The organism is Spirosoma soli (assembly GCF_042684525.1).
GTDB lineage: Bacteria > Bacteroidota > Bacteroidia > Cytophagales > Spirosomataceae > Spirosoma > Spirosoma soli.
In genome coordinates, this window is sequence record NZ_JBHULN010000001.1 from 631,007 (window position 1) to 653,260 (window position 22,254).

At 49.6% G+C, this 22,254-nt stretch carries 14 protein-coding genes; 6 read left to right on the top strand and 8 right to left on the bottom strand.

Features of this window, described 5'->3' with window-relative positions; all coding sequences use genetic code 11:
* Positions 1–41: 41 nt before the first annotated feature.
* From ACFSUS_RS02605 to ACFSUS_RS02630, 6 genes are all read left to right on the top strand, one after another.
* Positions 42–806 carry an SDR family oxidoreductase gene (locus tag ACFSUS_RS02605; RefSeq protein ID WP_381518631.1) on the top strand — a complete coding sequence of 255 codons (765 nt, stop codon included), beginning with the start codon at positions 42–44 and terminating at the stop codon, positions 804–806.
* A 300-nt stretch (positions 807–1,106) separates the two neighbouring features.
* Positions 1,107–1,349, top strand: a complete 243-nt coding sequence (locus ACFSUS_RS02610) for a hypothetical protein (RefSeq protein WP_381518633.1) — start codon at positions 1,107–1,109, stop codon at positions 1,347–1,349.
* 146 nt (positions 1,350–1,495) lie between these two features.
* A complete protein-coding gene (locus ACFSUS_RS02615) occupies positions 1,496–1,690 on the top strand; it encodes a hypothetical protein (RefSeq protein ID WP_381518636.1) in 195 nt (64 codons plus the stop codon).
* Positions 1,691–1,946: 256 nt separating this feature from the next.
* Entirely contained in the window at positions 1,947–3,659 is a 1,713-nt protein-coding gene (locus ACFSUS_RS02620; protein WP_381518639.1) for a GMC oxidoreductase, read from the top strand.
* 103 nt (positions 3,660–3,762) lie between these two features.
* The gene (locus tag ACFSUS_RS02625; RefSeq protein WP_381518642.1) at positions 3,763–4,755 is read left to right on the top strand and encodes a glycosyl hydrolase; all 993 of its coding nucleotides are present in this window, start codon (positions 3,763–3,765) and stop codon (positions 4,753–4,755) included.
* 86 nt (positions 4,756–4,841) lie between these two features.
* Positions 4,842–5,270 (top strand): hypothetical protein, encoded by a 429-nt coding sequence (locus tag ACFSUS_RS02630; RefSeq protein WP_381518645.1) that lies wholly within the window; start codon positions 4,842–4,844, stop codon positions 5,268–5,270.
* Between the two features lie 61 nt (positions 5,271–5,331).
* Here the strand turns inward: ACFSUS_RS02630 and ACFSUS_RS02635 are convergent, their stop codons facing one another.
* The 8 genes from ACFSUS_RS02635 to ACFSUS_RS02670 all read right to left on the bottom strand — a co-directional run bounded on the left by ACFSUS_RS02635 (position 5,332) and on the right by ACFSUS_RS02670 (position 22,241).
* Positions 5,332–8,955 (bottom strand): VCBS repeat-containing protein, encoded by a 3,624-nt coding sequence (locus tag ACFSUS_RS02635; RefSeq protein ID WP_381518648.1) that lies wholly within the window; start codon positions 8,953–8,955, stop codon positions 5,332–5,334.
* Positions 8,956–9,100: 145 nt separating this feature from the next.
* A complete protein-coding gene (locus tag ACFSUS_RS02640) occupies positions 9,101–10,633 on the bottom strand; it encodes a RagB/SusD family nutrient uptake outer membrane protein (RefSeq protein WP_381518652.1) in 1,533 nt (510 codons plus the stop codon).
* Between the two features lie 22 nt (positions 10,634–10,655).
* A complete protein-coding gene (locus ACFSUS_RS02645) occupies positions 10,656–13,802 on the bottom strand; it encodes a SusC/RagA family TonB-linked outer membrane protein (RefSeq protein WP_381518655.1) in 3,147 nt (1,048 codons plus the stop codon).
* Positions 13,803–14,651: 849 nt separating this feature from the next.
* Positions 14,652–15,533, bottom strand: a complete 882-nt coding sequence (locus ACFSUS_RS02650; RefSeq protein ID WP_381518658.1) for a sugar phosphate isomerase/epimerase family protein — start codon at positions 15,531–15,533, stop codon at positions 14,652–14,654.
* Between the two features lie 8 nt (positions 15,534–15,541).
* Positions 15,542–17,248: a GMC oxidoreductase gene (locus ACFSUS_RS02655; protein WP_381518661.1), complete on the bottom strand. Its 1,707-nt coding sequence runs from the start codon at positions 17,246–17,248 to the stop codon at positions 15,542–15,544.
* Between the two features lie 60 nt (positions 17,249–17,308).
* On the bottom strand, positions 17,309–17,851 hold the full coding sequence (locus ACFSUS_RS02660) for a gluconate 2-dehydrogenase subunit 3 family protein (RefSeq protein ID WP_381518664.1): 543 nt from the start codon (positions 17,849–17,851) through the stop codon (positions 17,309–17,311).
* Positions 17,852–17,994: 143 nt separating this feature from the next.
* Positions 17,995–21,207, bottom strand: coding sequence for a PQQ-dependent sugar dehydrogenase (locus ACFSUS_RS02665; protein ID WP_381518667.1), 3,213 nt, complete (start codon positions 21,205–21,207; stop codon positions 17,995–17,997).
* 197 nt (positions 21,208–21,404) lie between these two features.
* Positions 21,405–22,241: a sugar phosphate isomerase/epimerase family protein gene (locus tag ACFSUS_RS02670; protein WP_381518670.1), complete on the bottom strand. Its 837-nt coding sequence runs from the start codon at positions 22,239–22,241 to the stop codon at positions 21,405–21,407.
* Positions 22,242–22,254: the final 13 nt, after the last annotated feature.

Below are 22,254 nucleotides of genomic sequence, written 5' to 3' on the forward strand. Positions count from 1 at the left end.
GCACCGCCCAATTTTGTGCCATCAATAAAATACAACAAACGATGGCAACTGAAAACAAAATTGCGTTAGTAACTGGCGGTAGCCGGGGATTAGGTAAAAATATGGCCCTGAGCCTGGCCCATAAAGGCATCAATGTACTGCTCACCTACCACAGCAAACAGGATGAAGCCCAAGCGGTGGTAGACGAGATTAAATCTCTTGGACAAAGGGCAGCAGCTTTACAACTCAACACGGCTGACGTCAGAGGCTTCGACCCTTTCTACGAACAGGTGAAAACCACGCTGCACGACAACTTCGGTACAGATCACTTTGACTTTTTGATCAATAACGCAGGAACGGCCCTCTATGCTCCCATTGCAGAAACAACCGAAGCGCAGTTTGACGAAATGGTTAATATTCACCTGAAGGGCGTCTTTTTTCTGACACAAAAGGCCCTTCCCCTGCTCAACGACGGCGGCCGAATCATCAATATCTCTTCGGGGCTAGCCCGCTTCTCCTATCCGGGTTCGTCTGCATATGGCAGCATGAAAGGTGCTATAGAAGTCTTTACTCGGTACCTGTCCAAGGAGCTGGGAAGCCGGGGTATTGCAGCTAACGTAGTGGCTCCCGGCGCCATCGAAACCGATTTTGGCGGGGGGCGTGTCCGGGACAACGAGCAGTATAATCGTCAGATAGCCTCGGCAACGGCGCTGGGACGTGTCGGCTTGCCCGATGACATTGGTGGCGTGGTGGCATTCCTCTGCACTGAGGAAGCGCGGTGGATCAACGCTCAACGCATTGAGGTTTCGGGAGGTATGTTATTGTAATGTAGCCCAGGGTACGCGGGTTATTAAACACAGGTATTTGCTTAAGAATCGGAAAGAACAAGATAATCTTATTTTAGCTCTACTTAGGCGTAAACGTTAAAATAGGATTATCCTGTTAAGGTATATTTTATTTTAAGCGTATAGTTTTTTTGCACAAACGACAGAATAATACAAAAACCATAAAATCTATTAATTTTATATTAATAACTGTCCATCAATTAATTATCTCAATAAAAATCTTGGCAGGTCGAATATTGCTTTATAAATTAGTGGATTATTCTCATAATCCTCTCTTCGACTATGTTATCTACTCACTCAACTGGTTTGCCTTCCGTAGCTACCAAAAGCTGGTCGGCACCGCAGCGTCAGGAGTTAATTTGTTTCGATTGCTTATCCCAGGCACTCGATTATCGTGAGTCAATAGTAGAGCAAATTGGCCAGCATCACAGCATCATTCGGTTGGCCAAGTCGCTCTTTGGTGTAGCCCCACTGCCGTTAGTTCAAGTGTTGAAGGCCGCTGGATTTACAGTCATGGTTCGGTAAGAAAGTGCCAATTAGCCGTTGAGTATCTGTTGGTGTAGATTAAAGATCGTCTGGTCTCAGAAAGTTTTGTAACACACTGGGTTACTTTTTTTACTCTGGAGAATTAATAGATGAAAACTTTCTGACCACTAAAACTTCTTACCCCCATGGCAAAATCTGCCTTTTTTCTGTTAGCAATGATGGCCCTGGCTACAGCCTGCTCTAGCACCAAGACCGAGACGAAAGAAACGTCTACAACTGTAACAGACAGCACCGCTAGCATGTCGTCTGACTCATCGTCTACCCAAATGGCTGGCGATTCAGCAACGAGCGATACGACCAAGAGAGATTCGATTAAGTAATTTATTTACGTAGAATAATACCAAAGACCTTCATTCGTGGGGGTCTTTGGTGTTTTAGGGCTAGCTATATATTTATTGACATCAAATTCAATTTTTAAGAGTATAAAAGGCAGGCATACAGGTTTGATGAAGAGCAGCACGATTCGGGTCTGAGTAATGTTACAGGGTTAATTCTTTCCGAAAAATATGACGCTGCTAATCGGCTGATCAGCGTATTTGAATTGATTGTGCCCTATTCATCGATAGTATCTCCATAATGGCCAATTTGATTATCGACAGCCAAAAAGATCGTACGTACGACGCCATTGTAATTGGCTCCGGCATCAGCGGTGGCTGGGCCGTTAAAGAGCTTACTCAAAACGGCCTTAAAACCTTACTGCTCGAACGGGGACGTGACGTCAAGCACGTTACCGATTACCCTACCGCTACCCTGAACCCTTGGGAGTTAGAACATAGGAACGAGGTACCGCTTCATATCCGCAAAGACTACTCGATTGCCAGCAAGAACTACGCGTTCAAAGAAGACACCGTCCATTTTTTCGCTAAAGACAGCGACCAGCCGTATGTGCAGGAAAAGCCCTTCGACTGGGTACATGGCTATCAGGTAGGCGGACGTTCGCTGCTGTGGGGTCGGCAAACGCAACGCTGGAGTGATTTTGATTTTACGGGTCCCGCCCGCGATGGGTTTGCCGTTGACTGGCCCATCCGGTACGCCGATATAGCACCCTGGTACAGCCGCGTCGAGAAATTTGCCGGGATTACGGGCAATAAAGATGGGCTGGCTACGCTGCCCGATGGTGAGTTTTTACCTCCGCACGAAATGAGTTGTGTAGAGTCGTATTTTAAAGCGAAAGTCAGTTCCCGCTATAAAGATCGGCACGTCATTATCGGGCGAGCGGCTCATTTGACCCAGTCTCAGCCGATTCACTACCAGCAAGGCCGGGCGCAGTGCCAGCACCGGACGCTCTGCGAACGCGGCTGCCCCTATGGCGGCTACTTCAGCAGCAATGCCTCAACAATTCCGTGGGCGATGCGAACGGGTAAACTCACCCTCAAACCCGGTTCCATTGTTCACTCGATTATCTACGACGAGCAACATAATAAAGCAACAGGCGTGCGCGTCATTGATACCTACACCAAGCAGATGACCGAGTATTACGCCCGCATCATCTTTGTGAACGCATCAGCCCTGCACACGAACCTGATTTTGCTCAACTCAATGTCTACCCGTTTTCCGCAGGGCTTAGGCAACGACAACGGCTTGATGGGCAAATACATGGCGTTTCATAGTTACCGGGGACGTATTACGGCTGAGTATGGAGGCTTATTGGACAAAACAACCGACGGGCGTCGGCCCAATAGCAGCTATATCCCCCGGTTTCGCAACGTTTATAAACAGGAAACCGACTTTTTGCGCGGCTACGCAGCTACATTTTATTCGTCCAGAGGTTCTATCCAGAATCAGCAGCCCATTGGTGCATCGCTCAAAGAAAATCTGTTAAATCCTGAGTTAGGCAACTGGCAGGTAGGTTCGGCGATGATGGCTGAAACGCTACCTAAAGAGAGCAGTACCGTTCGGCTTGATCCGGTGCTGACCGATCAGTACGGCATTCCTCAGTTGCGCGTGTCGGTGACGTTCGATGATAACGACGAGAAGGTTCTCAACGATTTCTTCGAGCAATTCACTGAAATGTACACCGAAGCTGGCTTTAAAAACATTCGGACGATGGATACGAAGCGCTTACCCGGTAGTGAAAACCACGAGATGGGCGGGGTCCGGATGGGTAAAGACCCGAAAACATCATTGCTGAACAAATGGAATCAGCTGCACCACTGCAAGAACGTATTCGTAACGGATGGCGCCTGCATGACGTCAACCTCCACGCAGAATCCGTCGCTGACCTACATGGCCCTGACGGCGCGGGCGGTCAATTACGCAGTCAGGCAGATGAAAGCGATGCATCTCTAGTACACATTCGTCTACCTTTAACACTTTCTTTGCCGGTCTGTCGCCTGGGTAGCACTTCGTTGTATTTTGATGGGTAAAACGAACACTCCTTACCCATCAGCGTATGAAAACGGTATTAACTGCCCTGCTCTTTCTGGTAGGCTCTCAACTCATTGCTCAGTCAGCCCAGCCCGTCAACAGGAATGCCTCGCCCGAAGCCCGGAAGTTGTTGCAGTACATCTATGACATCAGCGGCAACCAATTGCTTTCCGGGCAGCACAATTACAACCAGGAGCCCAATCGATATTCCGACAGCGTAAAAGCCTTTACGGGCAAACACCCTGCGCTTTGGGGGACGGATTTCATCTGGAACGGCACAAAAGACAACGGTCCCGCTATTGTCCAGGAATCCATCAGAAAGCATAAAGAAGGTTACCTCGTTACGCTCATGTGGCATCAGGGACGGCCTACCGACAATCCACCCTATGGCTGGCGAGAGAGTGTTCAAGGGAAACTCACCGATGCGCAGTGGCGCGATTTGATTACGTCGGGCACAGATTTGAATAAACGCTGGCTGGCTCAGATTGATAAGATCGCGGAGTACCTCAAAGAGCTACAGGCGGCCAACGTCCCGGTTTTATGGCGACCTTACCACGAAATGAACGGCGTCTGGTTCTGGTGGGGCAACAAGAAAGGAAAAGATGGCGTCGCCAAGCTATGGACGATGATGTATGACCGCTACACGAACTATCACAAGCTCAACAACTTGATTTGGGTGTGGGGTGCCAATGGCCCACGCGATATTCCACAGGATGAAGCCTATGCTTATGCTGATTTTTATCCTGGCGCTAACTACGTTGATATTTTGGGGACGGACATCTATCACTTCGATTACGAGCAAAAAGATTATGACGAGCTACTTCGATTGGCCAATGGCAAACCCATTGCATTAACCGAAGTAGGTGAACTTCCGAAGCCTGAGATTTTGGCGGCCCAACCGAAATGGGCCTGGTTTTTAGTCTGGTCGAGCTGGCTCTGGACGGATAACACAAAGCAACGGGTGCGGGACGTATACGACCGTCCACAGACCGTGACCCTTGATGAGGTGAAGCGTTGAGGATCTGGAGTTCATGCTCAATACGTAAAATCGGTCAGGAATAACTAGATTTGCTTCAACAGACACTATACTTCCCTTAATCTCATATGAGCCCCGACCGTAGACTTGACCAGTTAGAACCATTGATGGCTGACGTACTTCAGAAAGTTGACCGACTTATTGAGGGACAAGGTCAACTTGTCGAGATTGTCACCAGTACAAAGACCGAACTCGAACAAGTTAAGACTACAGGAGAAGCCACCGCTGCGCAACTCGAACAAGTCAAGACTACAGGAGAAGCAACCTCAACGAAACTTGAACAGGTCAAGGCGACAGGAGAAATCACCGCCAATGGCTTAGCTAATCTGACTACATACGTCCAGCAAGGATTTGCCAGTGTCAATCAGAAGTTTGATATTGTTCAACAAGAATTTGCCAGTGTTAATCAGAAGTTCGATACTGTTCAGCAGGACGTAGCTGATCTGAAGGCGGGCCAGGAACTGATTTTACAGCTTTTACGGGAGAAACTTCCTTAACTATTGATTGTTGGAAATGGGTTCTGCGGAGGAGTTACATAAGCCTAAAATGGACCGGGCACTAGTTTACAGTTAAACTCCGGCGTTGTCCGATGGCGTTGGTGATTGTGATTCGTGTCGTGGTAGAGTCAAGGCTGAGAAACCGACCCGATTGCGATAAGAACGACGAACCGTAGTAAAACTCCTGCTTTTGCAGCTTGCCGTTTTTGTAATAGATCATTGCACTCACATCATCAGGCTCTAGCTTAACCGGCCTTATCCTTCTTCGCAGTTTAAACAGTTTTAGGGCATTGTTGTTCTGACTGGCCGCTAGCCAGTAGCAGCCTTTTTCAGTAGCTATTTTAACTAAAGCTTTGCCGTTACCCGGAATGTAAAGCCCACTCTGCAACATAGATTGCGGTTGGAAATTCCCCTTTCCGTTTCCTCTGAGCAGTAAACCATTCAGGGCATCATAGCGACCAATTGACACGTCGGTACCATAATCATTACCAGTTATGACGACATCCAGATTTCCATCACCGTCATAGTCGTCGACAACCATGCCGTTCAGGGTAGAAATCTGTGCTTGGACGAGTAACGGAATCAGTGCAAATTTGCCATTGCCATCATTGCGGAGGTAGCAGGATTGCGTCGTAGTGGCCTTCAGCCGAATTGCTCTTTCTTGTTGCTCGGGGGTCAGAATATCATCCAGTGTAGCCGTTGCAAACGACTTAAAGTCAATGTACTTCTTCTTTAAGCTATTCATCTGCTTAATCAGATCTTCGCGGCCATGTGCCGGAAACTCCCTCTTGCGGCCCTCCTGATCGGGTAAAAACAGCGAAGGAATGGCAGCATAGTTACCATTCTGGTCAAAGTCGCCAGCCGTGATGTAAATCGGATACTGATCGCTGGCCTGATATAACGTATTTAGTCCAGTGTTGCCAACAATGTAATCCATTCGTCCGGTGTGCCGGAAATCGCCGGCTACAATGGAATTCCATAATCCGGGCTTATTGCCGAGGCCCGTTTTGTCGGTGATTGAGGTATAGGTTCCTTTATTATTCTTAAGCACGGTGATGGGCATCCATTCGCCCGCCAGCAACAGATCGGGCCAGGTATCGTTATCAAAGTCGGTAAACAGGGCGTCGCATACCAATCCAATCTGTTTCAGAGCAGGGGCTACGTCAGCGGTCACATCGGTGAATTTGACGTGTCCTTTGTCGCTGTCGTTTCTGAAAATAAAGCTGGATACCGGCTTAGGATAAGCCCAGGGTTCTACTCGTCCTGATACAAACAAATCGAGCTTACCGTCTTTGTTGTAGTCGGCGGCCCGTACGCAGAGTTTGCTGGTCAGGTTTTGGGGTAAAGCGTTGGTCGCCACATTGAAATTGCCTTTCCCGTCATTTATGTACAGTTGGTCTTGATAAGCGGGGCTGTTTGGCGCACTCTTATACCCACCGCGGGCGATGTACACATCAACGGCCTTATCACCATTGGCGTCGAACAGCAGTATCCCTTCGTCTTTATAATCAATTCCGCTAGCAAGTACTGGGGATAGGTTTCGTTGCACAAACTTACCATTGGCCTGTTGCAAAAAAGTCTGCGCCGGATCGTGAGCATTACCCCCAATGACAAGGTCGTCGAGACCGTTGCCGTCAACATCACCAACGGCTAATCCGGGGCTGTACTCCGACAGCTTGTGGGGCAGTAACTTTTGAATGTTAAAGTCAATGAAATCGAACTCACTATGTTTGTAGCGGATGCCCGACGATTCAGTGACGTCTTTAAACAGCGACGTTCCCGCCAGTGCAGGCTGCTCCCACGAGAAGGGCGTATTGGCCTCGGTGTTGGATACCTTGAGCACCTGATCCGCTTTAACGTTACGTAACACCTGCTTTTTGCCCGTAGGCCATTTAATCACGACCGAGTCAAGCAAAGTGGTGCTGCCTAACCCAAAATGAGCAATACTTTGGTGCGTTGACAGATACCCGCGGTACGGCGTGTGCTCGTAAACCTGTTGCTTTCCGTGATCGTAGTAGATGGTAGCAAAAGTTCCAAAGCCATTACAATTCTTTCCGGCACCGCTAAATTTTATCTGCAAGTAATGAGCCGTCTCTTTAGTCTGGTCGCGGGCAGTGTTTCGGTACAGGATGGCTTCGTCGTTGATGTTGTTAACCACCATATCCAGCGCCCCGTCATTATCAAAGTCGGCGTAGGCGGCCCCATTTGAAAACGTAGGTTGCGTGAGCCCCCAGCTTGTTGTTACATCGTTGAAGTGAAGGTTACCGTCGTTGGCAAACGCGTAGTTATGTAGTTTAACAACCGGTATTTTATCCAGCAGTTTCTGTTTGTCGACCATCTCGTAGGGTTGCTCAGCCCGGTACGCGATGAAGTCATGGTCGGTTACGTCTTTGGGATACCCATTGGTTATGATCAGGTCGCGGTAGCCGTCGTTGTTGAAGTCGCTCAGCAAAGGGGTCCAGCTCCAGTCAGTTTGAGCCACCCCGCTCATGAAGCCAATTTCGCTAAACGCAGGGCTCCCTACCGAGTCTCGTGGACCGATCCGGGGTCCCTGATTTAACTGAACTGTATTGCGAACGTATTGATGCTGGTAGCCATGCAGGTCAAAATTGAGATAGCTGGCGTAGTTGTTGGCCCCCATCATCATCTTCTTGCGGTAGTTGTCCTCCGGATTCATATCCAGCTCGACCAGGTCGGCCAGGCCATCGTTGTTAATATCGGCAATGTCCTGTCCCATCGCATTGAAGGAGGTATGCTTGAAGTACTCACGCGTTCGGTCGGTGAATGTCGGTCCCGCTCCGGCGGGGGTGCGGCCATCCGACCGGTCGCCACGGCTGTTATGATTGTTGATGTACAGGATATTGTTCGACAGGAAGTCATTCGCCACCGAAATATCTTTCCAGCCATCGAGGTTAATGTCAACAACGGTGGCGGTATGCCCGTAACCATCCAGAGTAATGCCAGCCTCTACGGATACGTCCTCATAGACGGGGTGCTTCATGCCAGCGGACCAATTGTTGCGGTACAACCGACCCCGGCTCTGGCTGATTCCGCCTTTGATGACTCCAAACTTACCCGGATTCACTTCGGCCAGCGCTTCATTTACCACAAGGTACATGTCCAGGTCACCGTCGTTATCGTAATCAAAGAAGTTGGCCATCGTTGACTGAACATGAATGTCGAGACCGTATTCGGCAGCCATTTCTTTAAATATTGGCACGCCTTCTTTGTTCAATTTCTGATTGACGTACAACAGATTACGTCGTTGCAGCGAGTCTTTAGCGAGTGTGTTGCACACATAAATATCCGACCAGCCGTCGCTGTTGATGTCAACGATAGCGACCCCTCGCCCCCAACGCCCCTTACCGTCAACCCCGGCGGTTTGTGTGACGTCGTTGAATGCAAATCCGGCTGCTTCTTTGCCTTTATTGAGATAGAGCCGGTTCGAAACCCGATTGCCTACGAAATAAATATCCGGCCAGCCGTCGTTATTGAAGTCGCCAATGCCTACGCCACCCCCGTTATAGATATTGACCATATCCAGCGGGTTAATTGAATCGTCTTCGGTGATCTGGTTCGTAAAGTTGATGCGTGACTGCGAAGACGGCACAGCCTCAAACAGCGTATTTTTTTTACAGGAAGTGAAGATTAGCAAGCACAGGCAAACGCAAAAAAGGCATTTCATGGCAACGTAATAAAAAAGGATTGGGCGGTTAGAAACGCCCTGAATAGCTAACGCTGAAGGCGTTGTAAAATTTACAAGCCTTCAGCGTTATTGGTGAATACACGATGTTGAACGTAGTCTGGAGACTAAGCCAAACGCCTGACAGCTATTTATACCCCGGGTTTTGTTCGAGTTTCTGGTTCGTCGCTATCTGCTTTTCCGGAATTGGCATCAGGTCTTTTCCAGGAGGCACGGTGATGCCGTATTTTTCTTTAACGTAGTTCAGATGTTCGCCCGACCGTCTCAGAATAAACCAAAGCGAAAACTCACCCGCCAGCTCATGCCGATACTCATTGAGGAGAATGGACGTAACGTTTGTACCGCTGGCTGCGCCTAAACCGGCCCGCTTCCGAATCTGGCTATTGATGACATCCAGCGCACCAGCCGTATTGCCGCTCTTCGCCAGGGCTTCGGCTTTGCTCAACAGCACCTGGCCATAGCGCATCAGAATTAAGTTCTGCCCACTGAAGATATAAGCCGGATTCCCCGAATTGCCCGTTGCATTCGGATCGCGCCAGGTTTTGACACCGTAGTAGCCCGAGCGCAGGTTATCAGAACCTTTCCAGGGCTTTTCTTTGGTACCCAGGGTGTTGATGCCGCCCCACTTTTCTTTAACCAGCGGATAGTTTTTAATCTGAATAGCCGGACTGGGATGCGTATCGCCGGGGCCGATCACGGTGGCAAGCTTGCGCGTATCGCCCGGCTCGAACGAATCATACAGCTTCTTATCAGCGTAGCAATACCCAAACTGAGAAATCTCTTCCGGTATGCCGAAGGTCGTCAGCCAATGAGAGTCATTCGTATGCCCCCACGACATATCCTGACCAGCGATGTACTGAATCTCAAAAACAGACTCTTTACCGTTCTGATTATTGAATTCATGGATGTTAATAAAATCTTTCTCCAGTTGGTAGCGATTGGTCAATTGCTCATACGTAGCGGCTGCGGCTGCATATTGTTTCAACCACATCTGCGCATCACCCAGGTAAGCTAACGCAGCCCCTTTTGTAGCACGACCCACATTCACGGCGGTTAAATCCTGCGGCCAGGGCAACAGCTCAGCCGCAGCTTTCATGTCGGCCGCAACGGCGGTGAACACTTCATCCTGCGTGTTACGGGGGTGACGACCATCGTCGGTTACCGTTTTCAGCTCCAGCGGTACACCGCCAAAGTTGGATGCCAGGTAATAGTAAAAAAGCCCGCGCAAAAATAGCGTTTCGCCCGTGAGCCGGTTCGCCAGCGTATCCGACATGATCTTATTAGTTTTCATGTTGGCAATGATCGGAATGGCCGAGTTCGCCCGGGCAATACCCTGGTAGGCCCGCGTCCAGAACAGATCCAAAGCCGCGAAATCGCTTTTTACTTCATACGTCTCGAAGAAGGTGTCGGCACCGTAGTTCTTAAAATCCTGCGACAGGAAATTCGCCTGATACCACAGCGCTTTCAGTGTAAAATCAACATCGTGGAACGTATCGTAAATGCCCGTTACGAGTGCTACGCCATCGGATTCTTTCTTGAATAGGGCATCTTCGGTGATTCCCTGGGTGTTTTTCTGCTCCAGGAAGCTCTCCTTACAGCTCGTCGGCAGCAACAAAACGGCTAGCAAACCGAGCAGGCATACATATTTATTAAATTTCATGTCAGACAATTTTTGAAGAGGGTTAAAACTGTACGTTCAGGCCTAGGGTATAGAAGCGGGATGTTGGATAGTTACCAACGTCGACTCCTTTCACGGTAGCGCTCGTACTACCATTGTTTGGGTCAGATACTTGTCCAATTTCCGGATCTAAACCTGAGTATTTCGTAAACGTCAACAGGTTCTGGCCGCTCACGTATACCCGAACCCGGCTTAACGTCAGCTTGCGCAGTAACGCAGCGGGCAGCGTGTAGCCAATTTGCAGGTTACGTAATCGCAGGAACGAGCCGTCTTCAATATACACATCCGACACACGAGTGTTGCCGCTCTTATCTTCCCGAACGGCTCTGGCGTAGGTCGTCGACCGGTTAGTTTCTGTCCAGCGGTTCAAATAAAAGTCTTCGCTTACGTTTTCAACCCCAACACCACCGTTGGTCGCCAGGCTTTCCAGGTTCCGCTTGGCGTAGTTCAGAATATCATTGCCGACCGAAGCATACCAGAACATGGAGAAATCAAACTGCTTATAAGAGCCATCGAAGTTAACACCACCGAAGAATTTCGGGATTGGGCTACCAATGATCACGCGGTCGTCTTCACCAACTCTACCATCGCCGTTAGTATCGACAAATTTGCGGTCGCCCGGCGAGGTCGATGATGCCTGATAGAAAGAGCCTACTCCGAAGTTGGTCACAGCGACGGCATTCAGGGCGTTAATCTCTTCCTGCGTCTGGAAAATACCTGCCGATCGGAATCCGTAGAAAGCGCCAACTTCGCCACCTACCTGCGATTGGGTGAAGGTTGTCCAGAGGTTAGTGCCAAAGTTAGGGAAGCCCAGGTCAGAGAAGTTACCAACGGATGTGAGTCCATCAGCAAAGCTCAGAATCTTGTTCTTCACCGTCGTTAGGTTCGCGCTGATTCCATATTTGAAGTCACGGCTCGATTCCCGGTATTCTAATCCTAACTCCAGACCGCTGTTCTGAATGCTACCGACGTTGCGAGTGGCGGTACTAAAGCCTGTCTGGCTAGGTACGTTAACATTTAGCAAGAAGCCACTCGATGTCCGGACGTAATAATCGGCCGTAAAGGTCAACCGACCATTCAGGAAGCCAGCGTCCAGGCCAATGTCCGTTTGGGTTTGATTTTCCCAGGTCAGGTTTGGGTTTGGTAAGCCGTTCAGTACCAGTCCATCGTAGTACGTTTTGGTTTGCCCAAATACATAGCCCCGGTTATCGATCCGGCTTGGTCCGGAACCATATGTGCCCTGGTATTGGAAAAGGCCAATGTTCTGGTTACCGGCTTTACCCCAGCTCCCTCTCAATTTCAGGTCGCTAATGGCATTGACAGACGCCATAAACGGCTCGTCTTTCAGGCGCCAGGCGGCTGACACCGAGGGGAAAACACCGTATTTGTTGCCTGGTCCAAACCGCGATGACCCATCGCGCCGTACGGTACCGGTTAACACGTACCGGTCAAGCAACTTGTAGGTCAATCGACCAAATTGAGACGCCAACGACCAGGTCTGCTGGTTACCATAAGGCGTTACGGTCTGGATAGAACCGACATTGCGCAGTTCATCGCTGATCAACCCGCTGCCGCTGGCCCCAATCTGGCGAAAGGTATTTTTCTGGGCCGACACCCCACCTACGAAATCAACGGAATGATTACCGAACGTCCGGTTGAAAGCTAACGTGTTCTCCCACAACCATTCGAAGGTATTATTGGCGTTCTGCGAGTAAAACGGTAAGGTCGCGGGCGATACCCGGTTGTTGGTCGGTGTAAAGTAATACCCTGAGTTATCGCTGCTATTTACGCCAAGGTTAGTTTTCACGCGCAGCCCCGGCATAAGCGCCAGTTCCAGCGAGGTGGTGGTGAGCAGGTTATTTCCGACCTGCTGGCGATCCTGGGTTTCCAGATCAGCAATGACGTTCGTATTCCCGGCAACGGCCGACACCCCTTTAGTGTAATAGCCGTAATTGCCATTCGCATCCTTCACCTGATCGGTGAGCGGGTTGCCCGTCATGGTTGGAATCAACTTGGTCAGGTTACCAATGCCGTTGATACCGCTTCCGAAAAACACGTTTCCGTCAGTGCGGGTGTACTTAACACTGGTCGACGCCTTCAGCCATTTGTTAGGTGTGTAGTCCAGGTTCAGGCTACCGTTATAGCGCTTAAAATACGAAAATTTAACCACGCCTTTCTGGTCGAAGTAGCCCAGTGAGAACGACGTCTGTACTTTATCGTTACCTCCGCGTAAGGCCAGGTTGTAGTTCTGGCGATACCCTGTTTGGTAGACTTCCTTCTGCCAGTCGATATTTCGCAGGCTCGATGGGTTACGCCATTCAGGTAAAACTGGGTAGGCTTCTTTGTCAGCGATCTCAGTAGCAAACTGAGCAAACTGCTGCGCGTCCAGCACGTTATATAGTTTAGGGATTGCCTGAGCTGATCCGTAGGCATCAAAAGCAACTTGTAAACCGCCCTGCTTACCTCGCTTGGTGGTGATGATTACGACCCCGTTAGATGCCCGGTTGCCGTAGATAGCCGTTGCCGACGCATCTTTCAGGATTTCCATGGAAGCAATATCGTTGGGGTTTAGCGCATTGATGCCGCCCGAAATAGGGTAGCCATCCACTACGTACAGCGGAGAGTTATCCCCAAACGTACCCGTTCCGCGAATTTGTACCGAAACACCACCGCCCGGCGAGCCATCGTTGTTGGTCACCTGCACCCCCGGCGACCGGCCCTGCAGCGCCTGATCCAGCGTGGTCACCGGCACCTTTTCAATCTGGGCCGCACTGACCGAACTGATGGCCCCCGTGACGTCTTTCCGTTGCTGCGTACCATAACCGACGACCACCACTTCGCTCAGCGACCGGGAATCCGGAACAAGGCTAATGTTGATCGACGATTGCGTTCCCACAACTACCTCCTGCGCAGTATACCCTACGCTACTGAAGACCAACGTGGCCGCATTATTCGGAACGGGTATGCTGTATGCCCCATCTGCGTTCGACACCGTTCCGCTAGTTGTTCCTTTCAGGGTGATGTTTACCCCCGGCACACCGCTATTACCCTGGGCATCCGTTATTTTTCCGGTGATCTGCCGACTTTGGGCAAAGACGTTATAGATGCTTAGAATCATCAGTAGCGTAACAGCCGTCAGCTTTTTACGCATGCTGATTCTAGAAAATGATAAAAATTCTGTCATTGTGTATTTAATAAAAGTTGGTTTAAATAGTACGCAAGGAGCTGGAAAAGACGCATGACGTCTTTGCATGAAAGAAGGAAGCGATGAGAACACTACAGTTTCTGGTTGTGCCAATTAGCTTCTCAACATGACGAATTGAAATCGGGGATTTTTTATGCAGGGTAAGGTGAGTCAGACAGCTTCTGTCGCGCAAAGCGGTTACACTTACCGATCGCCATCTACTTGGCTACGTTGCGATTAGTCACAAAAAGCGCTAAACCATAGAGTGCCTGGAGTAAGCCTCACGAGACGGGATGCATAAAGTAGATTTATTCGGTTCATAAAGCTAAGGGTTTAGGGTGTTAGAATTCAGGAATGATTGGCATCGTTGAGACGACTTTAGCGGCACGTTGCCATTCGTCAGCCTCCACAAATAAGCCTTACAACTAGGAGTAAGTACTACTACCCAAAATTAGAATATGCCCCACTAAAGTATATAATACTTTTTTATCAAATAATGATATGTATATTGAAATCATATAATATTGGCAATTTAAAATACCACGGCATTGAGCTGTATTTACTTTTTTACGTATTTAATTGCATGGCATTATTACTCATAAATATAGTTTACAGGTTGATTAAAGCGGATTTTTAAGACGTAGCGCGCTCACTAGACTAGTCAGCCTTGACCTATGGTTATCAGTAATACCAACTTGCTTATGTATGGGCTAATTTTAGCTTATTCCTAGCTATCACCTAGTTTAAAGACAATGCTTCATTAACGCAAAAAGGGCCAACAAGGCCCTTTTTGCGTTACTAGTTAAAGGATACTTTCTACTCTTTCAGATTCTTAAGATAGGCAATACTTTGGGGCACCTGCGTATCTTCTTTGTTGCTTTCGTCTTCAATGTAGTAGTGCTGAATGCCAACCTTCTTGGCGGTTTTCAGCACAGCAGGCATATCAATCTGGCCTTCTCCCAACACAACGTCATTCTCGGGAGGTGTACCACCGCTAAGATCGCCCTTAATGCCTTTTTTGAGGTCTTTCAAGTGCATTAGCTTCCAGCGGCTGCCGTACTTGTTTAACAGCTTAACCGGGTCGGCGCCACCGTGGGTAGCCCACAAAATATCCATCTCGAAAGAAACGTACTCTGGATTGGTGTTCTTAACGATATAATCGAAAAGCGTACCGTCCTGATAGGGTTGAAACTCGTAACCGTGGTTATGATAGCAAAAGGTTAAGCCATTCTCTTTCATCACTTTGCCAACACGGTTAAAATCCTCAACGGCCTTCTTAGCGTTCTCCAAGCTGAAGTTGCTCTTCTCATGAGGAATCCAGGCGACCATAACGTAGGAAGCACCCAGGGCTTTGGCCCGTTTCGCTACTTCTTCGGGATCTTTTACGACCTGTTCGTATCCTCCTCCCGTTGAGGTTAACTTGATTCCCCGCTCATCGAGTAGTTTCTTGAATTCTTCAACCGACATGCCTCTCGGAACGCCCCCTTCCATCTCGGTGAAGCCTAACGATTTGATTAAGTCTAAGGTCGCGACAACATCTTTAGGGAAATGGTTTCGGTATGTGTAAGACTGAACGCCAAGTGGAAAGGTATAGACTGGCTTACCCGACTGGGCAGAAACGCTGCTCAGGCTGAGGCAGCTTAAACCAATCGCGAGCACAGCAGAGGCCAAGAAGTTATAGGTGGTTTTGTGTATCATGGAGACGCTTATAGATTTTTTCGTTTCATTTCTTTCACCGCATAATCAGCGGCCCGGGCCGTAAAGGCCATGTACGTCAAGGATGGATTTTGCGTTGACGTTGAGGTCATGCAGGCTCCATCCGTCACGAATACGTTCTTGCAGTGGTGCAACTGGTTCCATTTGTTGAGCAACGACGTTTTGGGGTCTTTGCCCATGCGTACACCGCCCATTTCGTGAATATCCGAGCCGGGGTTAGAATGCGTATCCACAGCCTTCACATTTTTGAAACCGGCCAGGGTAAACATTTCGGTGAACTGCTCCATCCAATCCTTGACCATTTTATCATCATTCTCGGCCCAACCTGCGGAAGTGATGAGCTGCGGAATCCCGTATTTGTCTTTCAGATTGGGGTCCAGACGCACATGATTTTTCTCTAATGGAACCGTCTCGCCCTGCATCCAGCCGCTAATATGCCAGGGGCCAAGTTGCGGATTCAACAGATGCTCTTTGAGTTCAAGGCCCATTCCCTCCCGGTTTTGAACCATTCCCCGGCCTCCTCCCACACCCGTGGCGTATCCCCGTAAGAAATCGGTTTCCTGTTTGTATACATTCCGGAATCGGGGAACGTACCCATTGCTAGGGTTTCTGCCGTCGGTGGTCTTATCTTGGAAGCCATCGTACTCCGCCGAAATCTTTCCCCGGTAATTATGCCAGGCAATATATTTACCCAGCAAACCGCTATCGTTGCCTAAACCGTTGGGAAATCGACTGGAGGTAGAGTTCAACAGAATGAGATTGCTATTCAGGGCCGATCCGTTAACGAAGATGATGTTGGCGTAGAACTCCATCATCTGCATTGTATTCGCATCAACTACCCGAACGCCCGATGCTTTCCCTTTCTTCTCATCATAGATGATCGAGTGCACGACGGAATGAGGACGTAGCGTCATGTTACCGGTTTTCTCGGCCCAGGGCAGGGTCGATGCGTTGCTACTGAAATACCCACCGAATGGGCAACCCCGATTGCACAACGTACGGTGCTGGCACTGCGCCCGCCCTTGGGCCGTGTGAATGGGCTGCGGCTTGGTAACGTGGGCACACCGCCCCTGAATCAGTTGACGGTCTTTGTATTTTTGCGCAATAACGCCCTGCAAATGCGTCTCTACGCAGTTTAATTCAATAGGTGGCAGAAATTCGCCATCGGGTAGGGTTGGCAAACCGTCTTTGTTGCCCGATATACCCGCGAACTTCTCGACGTGGCTATACCAGGGAGCCAGATCGGCGTAGCGAATGGGCCAGTCAACGGCAAACCCGTCGCGGGCTGGGCCTTCAAAATCGAATTCGCTCCAGCGTTGCGTCTGCCGGGCCCAGAGTAGTGACTTACCACCAACATGGTAACCACGAGTCCAGGTGAAAGGCTGTTCTTCTACGAACGGTTGTTCGTCTGGTTTAATCGCCCAGTGCAGAGTCTCTTCCCGCAGGAACGACCGAGTTTTTCCGTACTGAGCACGCACCGCCAACGGAACCTGCCCCCGGTGTTCAAACTCCCAGGGGTTCATGTTCGCGGTGGGGTAATCGGTAACGTGCTTGACGTCACGTCCCCGTTCGAGCACCAACGTTTTCAGCCCTTTTCCGGTCAACTCCTTGGCTGCCCACCCTCCACTAATACCCGATCCGATCACGATGGCATCGTAGGTATTTGCGGCTTTAGCGTCAATAGTTAAGTATGCCATAGTTTTTAAAGTATTCGGTATACGGTTTACGGTGGCTGACGCGTCAGCCACCGTAAACCGTTATTTGGTTTGGGAAACGGCTTTCGTTGGAACGGGCACGCAGCCGTAATAATGACCGGGTATCATCTGGTAATTAAGAAACTTGGTCATTACGTACTCCGACGTAGTGAATCCCTGAATAGTCAGGTTTTTGACCAACGAATAGAAATCTTTTCGGTCGGCTTCCGGGGCGGTGGCTAGCTTTTGCAAGACCGCTGCCCGCTGGGTAGCATCGCACGTTAAAAAAGGTTGATTAAAGCTTTCTTTAGCAACCACGTCGACTGTATCCAGCCCTTTTTTAAAACTCTCCTGTGCAGCGGGCTCGTAGCAGTCGGCGATCATTTTCTGCACAAAGTCAGGTACACCTAAGCCTTTAGCTCCTAAACTATCCGAAGCTGGAATCAACGTATCAACAACCTCTGCCAATGTCTCAGCCTGGCTCTGTTTTAGAATACCGTAACTGATCTGCACCGAAGTTTTGGTCCAGGCATTAGCCCAGCCAGGTATAGCCAGCAGTCCCCCAGCTGCCAGAGCCATTTGTTTGATTGCGATTCGTCTTTCCATACTGGTTGATCCGTTAGCCTGCCGTTGCGGTAACTACCATAAAAGGAAGTTACTCGAATAAGGCTACTAGCTTTTGTTAAAATAATTATACAGAACGAATAATAAGTATCAGTTTCCTGGCTAGGTTATCCATACCGTCGAGCTTATCTCTTGGCGAACAAGATCCAGTCCACAACCATTAGATTTTTATCTTTTACGTCATCATTTCGAAAGACGAAAAACAGGTCGTTTAAGCCGACAGTTGACGTGATTGGAGCCGCAACAGTTTGCCACTGCGGCCCTCGCCGACCACCAGCACCTGCACCGGCGTTAGCTTCCGTAAGCGGTCCTACGTTTACTGTGCCGATCAGTTTGCCCGTCGGCGAGCCCGTACGAATTTCGATGCGGCCGCCCCGCGATGGCATGGCCGCTACGTTCAGCTCTAGTTTGGCAATCCCGGTGAGGTCGACCTCGTTAAAAGCGATATAAGACCCGTCTTTAATGTCGCCTACCCACGATTGGTTGCTACCATCCTGGTGCTTGCGGTCAGCATTGGCCGATTTCGTATACGTCTCGGCCTGCACCTTGGGATTACGAAGAATAATTAGTTTCCGTCCCGTTAGTGGCCCTGTAACAGGATTGCCTTTGTCGGTATAGCTGGCTGAGATTACGTAACTACCTTCCTCGTTGCCGCCGGTCGCTGAAGTTGGCGTGTAAGAGCCAACTAACGGTAACCGCTGACCTGCTTCGGCCGCCAGCGACAGAATGTACCGTACCATCTCACTAGTTTCGGCTTCGGTATGCTGTGGGTGTGCCGACATGACGTTTTTGCCCCAGTTCCCATTGCCACCCGTAATTACTTTTTTAGCCAGCATCGGCACGGCACTTTCCCCGGCTGGGCTATACCGCTTCGATACGTCGACCCAGGTGGGCCCGATCGATTTGGCGTTCATGGCATGACAGGCTTTACAGTCGCTGTTCGATACGAGCGTTTGTCCCTGAATGTATTTCGCGCCCACATCGCCCAGGTTCTGGCTGTTCGAAGTCAGCAGCGCGAGATCTTTACCTTCGGCGAGATAGTCAACGGCGAACTTTACCTGCTTAGGCTGTATGCCTTTATTGAGGCTACCGTCTTCTTTATCACGAACACTAACCGTGTAGACTAACGGTGTTTTGTCGAAGTAAAACGACCGATTTCCTTTTAGGGCAATGTCCACCTGTGGAGTTTCATTACCTACTTTGATTTCGAGTTCGGTGGTGGATCGCTGGCCTTCGGCGTCAATGACGGTCAGCTTAGGCCGGTACACACCAGGCTTAGCGTAAATGAAGGTTGGCGCTACGGCATTCGACTTCTGCCCGTTTCCAGACTCCCATTGATAGGTAATCTTATCGCCCCGGTCGTAGTCGAACGATTCTTTCGCCGAAAGTTTAGCCGTTAGCGGGGCGGCTCCTACAGTCTTTGGCGCGCTGATTTTGGCCACGGGACGACGGTTTCCTTCCGAGTATTCAATACGCAGCAACTGCGAATCCGGGTTACGCGCGAAGTAGTTCGCCCCATATGCCAGCACGTACATAGCCCCATCGCGTCCGAACTTCATGTCGATCGGTTTCGAGATGAACGTAGTGGGCAAGAACGATTCGATCTGTTTGAGGTCGCCAGCCTCGCTGAAGGTTAGAACCTTGATCCAGTTACGTGCCCATTCGTAGATAAACATTTTATTGTCGTAATACTTCGGAAACCGGACATCCGATTTTTTGTAGTCATTCATGTAATAAAAGGGACCGGCCATGGCACTCCGGGAGCCGGTACCGAGCATCGGAAACTCGGCTGATTTATCGTACGGATACCAGATCATGGCTTTCTGCGCCGGTGGCAACACTTTAGCTCCCGTGTTATTAGGCGATTCGTTCACGGGCTGTTCAGGATTAAAGATGGCGCCCACTTTGTTGCTGGCAAAGTCAAAGTCGGCGTACGCTTTGTTGTCGCCCACAAAATAAGGCCAGCCATAATTGCCAGGCTTACGGGCCTGATTCCATTCGTCCTGACTTTTTGGTCCCCGTTCGCTGGCTGTTCCGCCATCGGGGCCTACATCGCCCCAATACAGAAAGCCGCGCTTGTCGACCCAGACGCGGTAAGGGTTTCGGGCACCCATGACATAGATCTCAGGGCGACCCTGCGAGCCATCTTTTGGGAATAGGTTACCATCTGGAATCGAATACGTACCGTCCTCAGCCACTTTAATCCGGAGAATTTTCCCCCGCAAATCGTTCGTATTACCCGAGGATTTTTGTGAATCGAATGGTGCCCGACCGGGGCGCTCATCTAAGGGTGAAAACCCATCGGATTCTTTCGAGCTGGTGTTGTCGCCCGTTGATAAGTACAAGAGTCCATCCGGTCCGAAGTACACATTACCGGCCGAATGACAGCAGGTTTCACGCTGCACCGGCACCTGCATTACGATTTTTTCCGATGCCATGCGTAGGCTGTCGCCCGTAAACTCAAAGCGCGATAAGTTCTGCACGGGCTTACTGCCCACGGGCGAGTAATACAGGTAAACGAAGTGGTTCTTCTCAAACTTAGGGTCGAGTTCAAGACCTAACAGGCCGTCTTCGTAGTTGCCGGTCAAATGAACGGGCAGCTTATTAATAATTTTGGTGGCTTTGGCTGTAGGGTCATAAAGCTTGATATTGCCCTTACGTTCAATGAATAGCACCCGGCCGTCGTCCATGACTTCCATCTCGATCGGCTCTTCCATGTATGAATCGAGTATGGTCGAGGTAAAGCGATTTTCTTCAGGCGTACGAGCCGTATGCGCGTTCTGGTAGTTCAGGGCAGCACCTTCCATCGACTGCTTGATACCATCAGTAATCTGTCTGGCCAGCGTCTGATCGGCAAGATTCCCAGCGGCTGCGTAAAATACCTTGCCGCCATCATAAGTCTTAGTCCAGAAAATGGGCTTGTTGGCATCAGCGGGGCTATTTCCTCCGGACAGCATGTCGTTATACCAGGGCCATTGGTAGGTCGTGAAGCCCCCGGCGTTAACGAGGCCCATCCCCCCTCCTGCCTGCACAAACCGCTCAAAATCGTTTTGCTGCCAGGTATCCAGCACATCCGGAGACGTTTGGAGGAAAATAACGGCCCGGTAATTTTTCAGCGAATCTTCGGCGATGTAAGCGGCATTAGAGGTCGTGTCGACGTTAATTCCATTTTGGGTAACCAACGTCATTAGCGTTCCGGCTGCTACGGAAGCCGCCTGCTGATTGGTGCTATTCTTCAGGAAGATGAGTAGTTTATCTTCTTTGCGGGTATGCCAGCCCATTAGTGCCAGCAAAAGCAAGGCGGTACAAGCGGTGCTTAGAAACGACCGAGTTCGCATCTGTATATAATTGTTGAGTAGAAGCTGTTTCCTGACTACAACTAGTCGTAGTCGGGAAACAGCTATAATATCGTAAGTTAACTACTTAGGCCATCGTAAAGAAGCTTCCTCACCCAGCTATTCAACTTAGTATTATAGATGGCTAAATTAGTACTAATCAAGTATGAAAATTCATACACTCGGCTGGTCACAAGTATTTAGTAGTCTAGCTTTGCCAGATAATCAAAATCATATTTAGCGCTTTCCATAGCGGTCTTCGGGTATTCTTCCTGTTCGACAAAGAAGTACTTAACGCCCGATTTGTCCATATTTTGTAGCATTTGCCTGACGTTGATCTGGCCCTTACCAAACTCCGTACTTTCTTTTTTGGCCTTGTCCATATCTTTCAGATGCCATAGCGGGAAACGACCGGGAAACTTCTTGAAATAAGCAAGCGGGTCGTTGCCGGTTACGATGACCCACCCTAAATCCATTTCCATTTTCACCAGGTCAGGGTCGGTTCGCTCCAGCAGAATGTCGTACAGCACCTTGCCATCCACTTTGTCAAATTCGTACTCGTGATTATGGTAGCCGAACACGAGATTCGATTTTTTACAGGCTTCCGCAGCCTTTGAAAACGTATCGGCGCAACGCTGATAATTGGCAACAGTTTGCCCCTCCGACGGTAGCGATGAGCACACCAGATAGGTTTGACCGGCTTCGGCCGCCATGTCAATTGATCGCTGCCAATCGTCGTCGACGTGTACATGACCACTGCGGACAGTCATGCCCAGGTCACCCGCAATCTGCTTAATTTCTTTCGGCTGCAATCCATAGAAATGGCCTTTCGCGCTACGGGCCGACTCCAGTTCCTTGTAGCCGATTTTAGCCAGTTGTTTCAGCGTTCCCGTAGCATCTTCCAGCATCTCTTTGCGAACTGTATAGAGCTGAATGCCAACGTTCTTCACTTTGGCTGCCTTTGCCGGGTTAGGTGCCAGAATGGTACTGGCTGCCAAACAGCCCGATACTTTTAAGAATTCACGTCTTGTTTTCATAAATCAGGAGTAA

What these genes read in the sequence shown, in the direction of transcription:
- ACFSUS_RS02605 (WP_381518631.1), top strand. Translation starts at nt 42, where the DNA reads ATGGCAACTGAAAACAAAATTGCGTTAGTAACTGGCGGTAGCCGGGGA.
- ACFSUS_RS02610 (WP_381518633.1), top strand. Translation starts at nt 1,107, where the DNA reads ATGTTATCTACTCACTCAACTGGTTTGCCTTCCGTAGCTACCAAAAGC.
- ACFSUS_RS02615 (WP_381518636.1), top strand. Translation starts at nt 1,496, where the DNA reads ATGGCAAAATCTGCCTTTTTTCTGTTAGCAATGATGGCCCTGGCTACA.
- ACFSUS_RS02620 (WP_381518639.1), top strand. Translation starts at nt 1,947, where the DNA reads ATGGCCAATTTGATTATCGACAGCCAAAAAGATCGTACGTACGACGCC.
- ACFSUS_RS02625 (WP_381518642.1), top strand. Translation starts at nt 3,763, where the DNA reads ATGAAAACGGTATTAACTGCCCTGCTCTTTCTGGTAGGCTCTCAACTC.
- ACFSUS_RS02630 (WP_381518645.1), top strand. Translation starts at nt 4,842, where the DNA reads ATGAGCCCCGACCGTAGACTTGACCAGTTAGAACCATTGATGGCTGAC.
- ACFSUS_RS02635 (WP_381518648.1), bottom strand. Translation starts at nt 8,955, where the DNA reads ATGAAATGCCTTTTTTGCGTTTGCCTGTGCTTGCTAATCTTCACTTCC.
- ACFSUS_RS02640 (WP_381518652.1), bottom strand. Translation starts at nt 10,633, where the DNA reads ATGAAATTTAATAAATATGTATGCCTGCTCGGTTTGCTAGCCGTTTTG.
- ACFSUS_RS02645 (WP_381518655.1), bottom strand. Translation starts at nt 13,802, where the DNA reads ATGCGTAAAAAGCTGACGGCTGTTACGCTACTGATGATTCTAAGCATC.
- ACFSUS_RS02650 (WP_381518658.1), bottom strand. Translation starts at nt 15,533, where the DNA reads ATGATACACAAAACCACCTATAACTTCTTGGCCTCTGCTGTGCTCGCG.
- ACFSUS_RS02655 (WP_381518661.1), bottom strand. Translation starts at nt 17,248, where the DNA reads ATGGCATACTTAACTATTGACGCTAAAGCCGCAAATACCTACGATGCC.
- ACFSUS_RS02660 (WP_381518664.1), bottom strand. Translation starts at nt 17,851, where the DNA reads ATGGAAAGACGAATCGCAATCAAACAAATGGCTCTGGCAGCTGGGGGA.
- ACFSUS_RS02665 (WP_381518667.1), bottom strand. Translation starts at nt 21,207, where the DNA reads ATGCGAACTCGGTCGTTTCTAAGCACCGCTTGTACCGCCTTGCTTTTG.
- ACFSUS_RS02670 (WP_381518670.1), bottom strand. Translation starts at nt 22,241, where the DNA reads ATGAAAACAAGACGTGAATTCTTAAAAGTATCGGGCTGTTTGGCAGCC.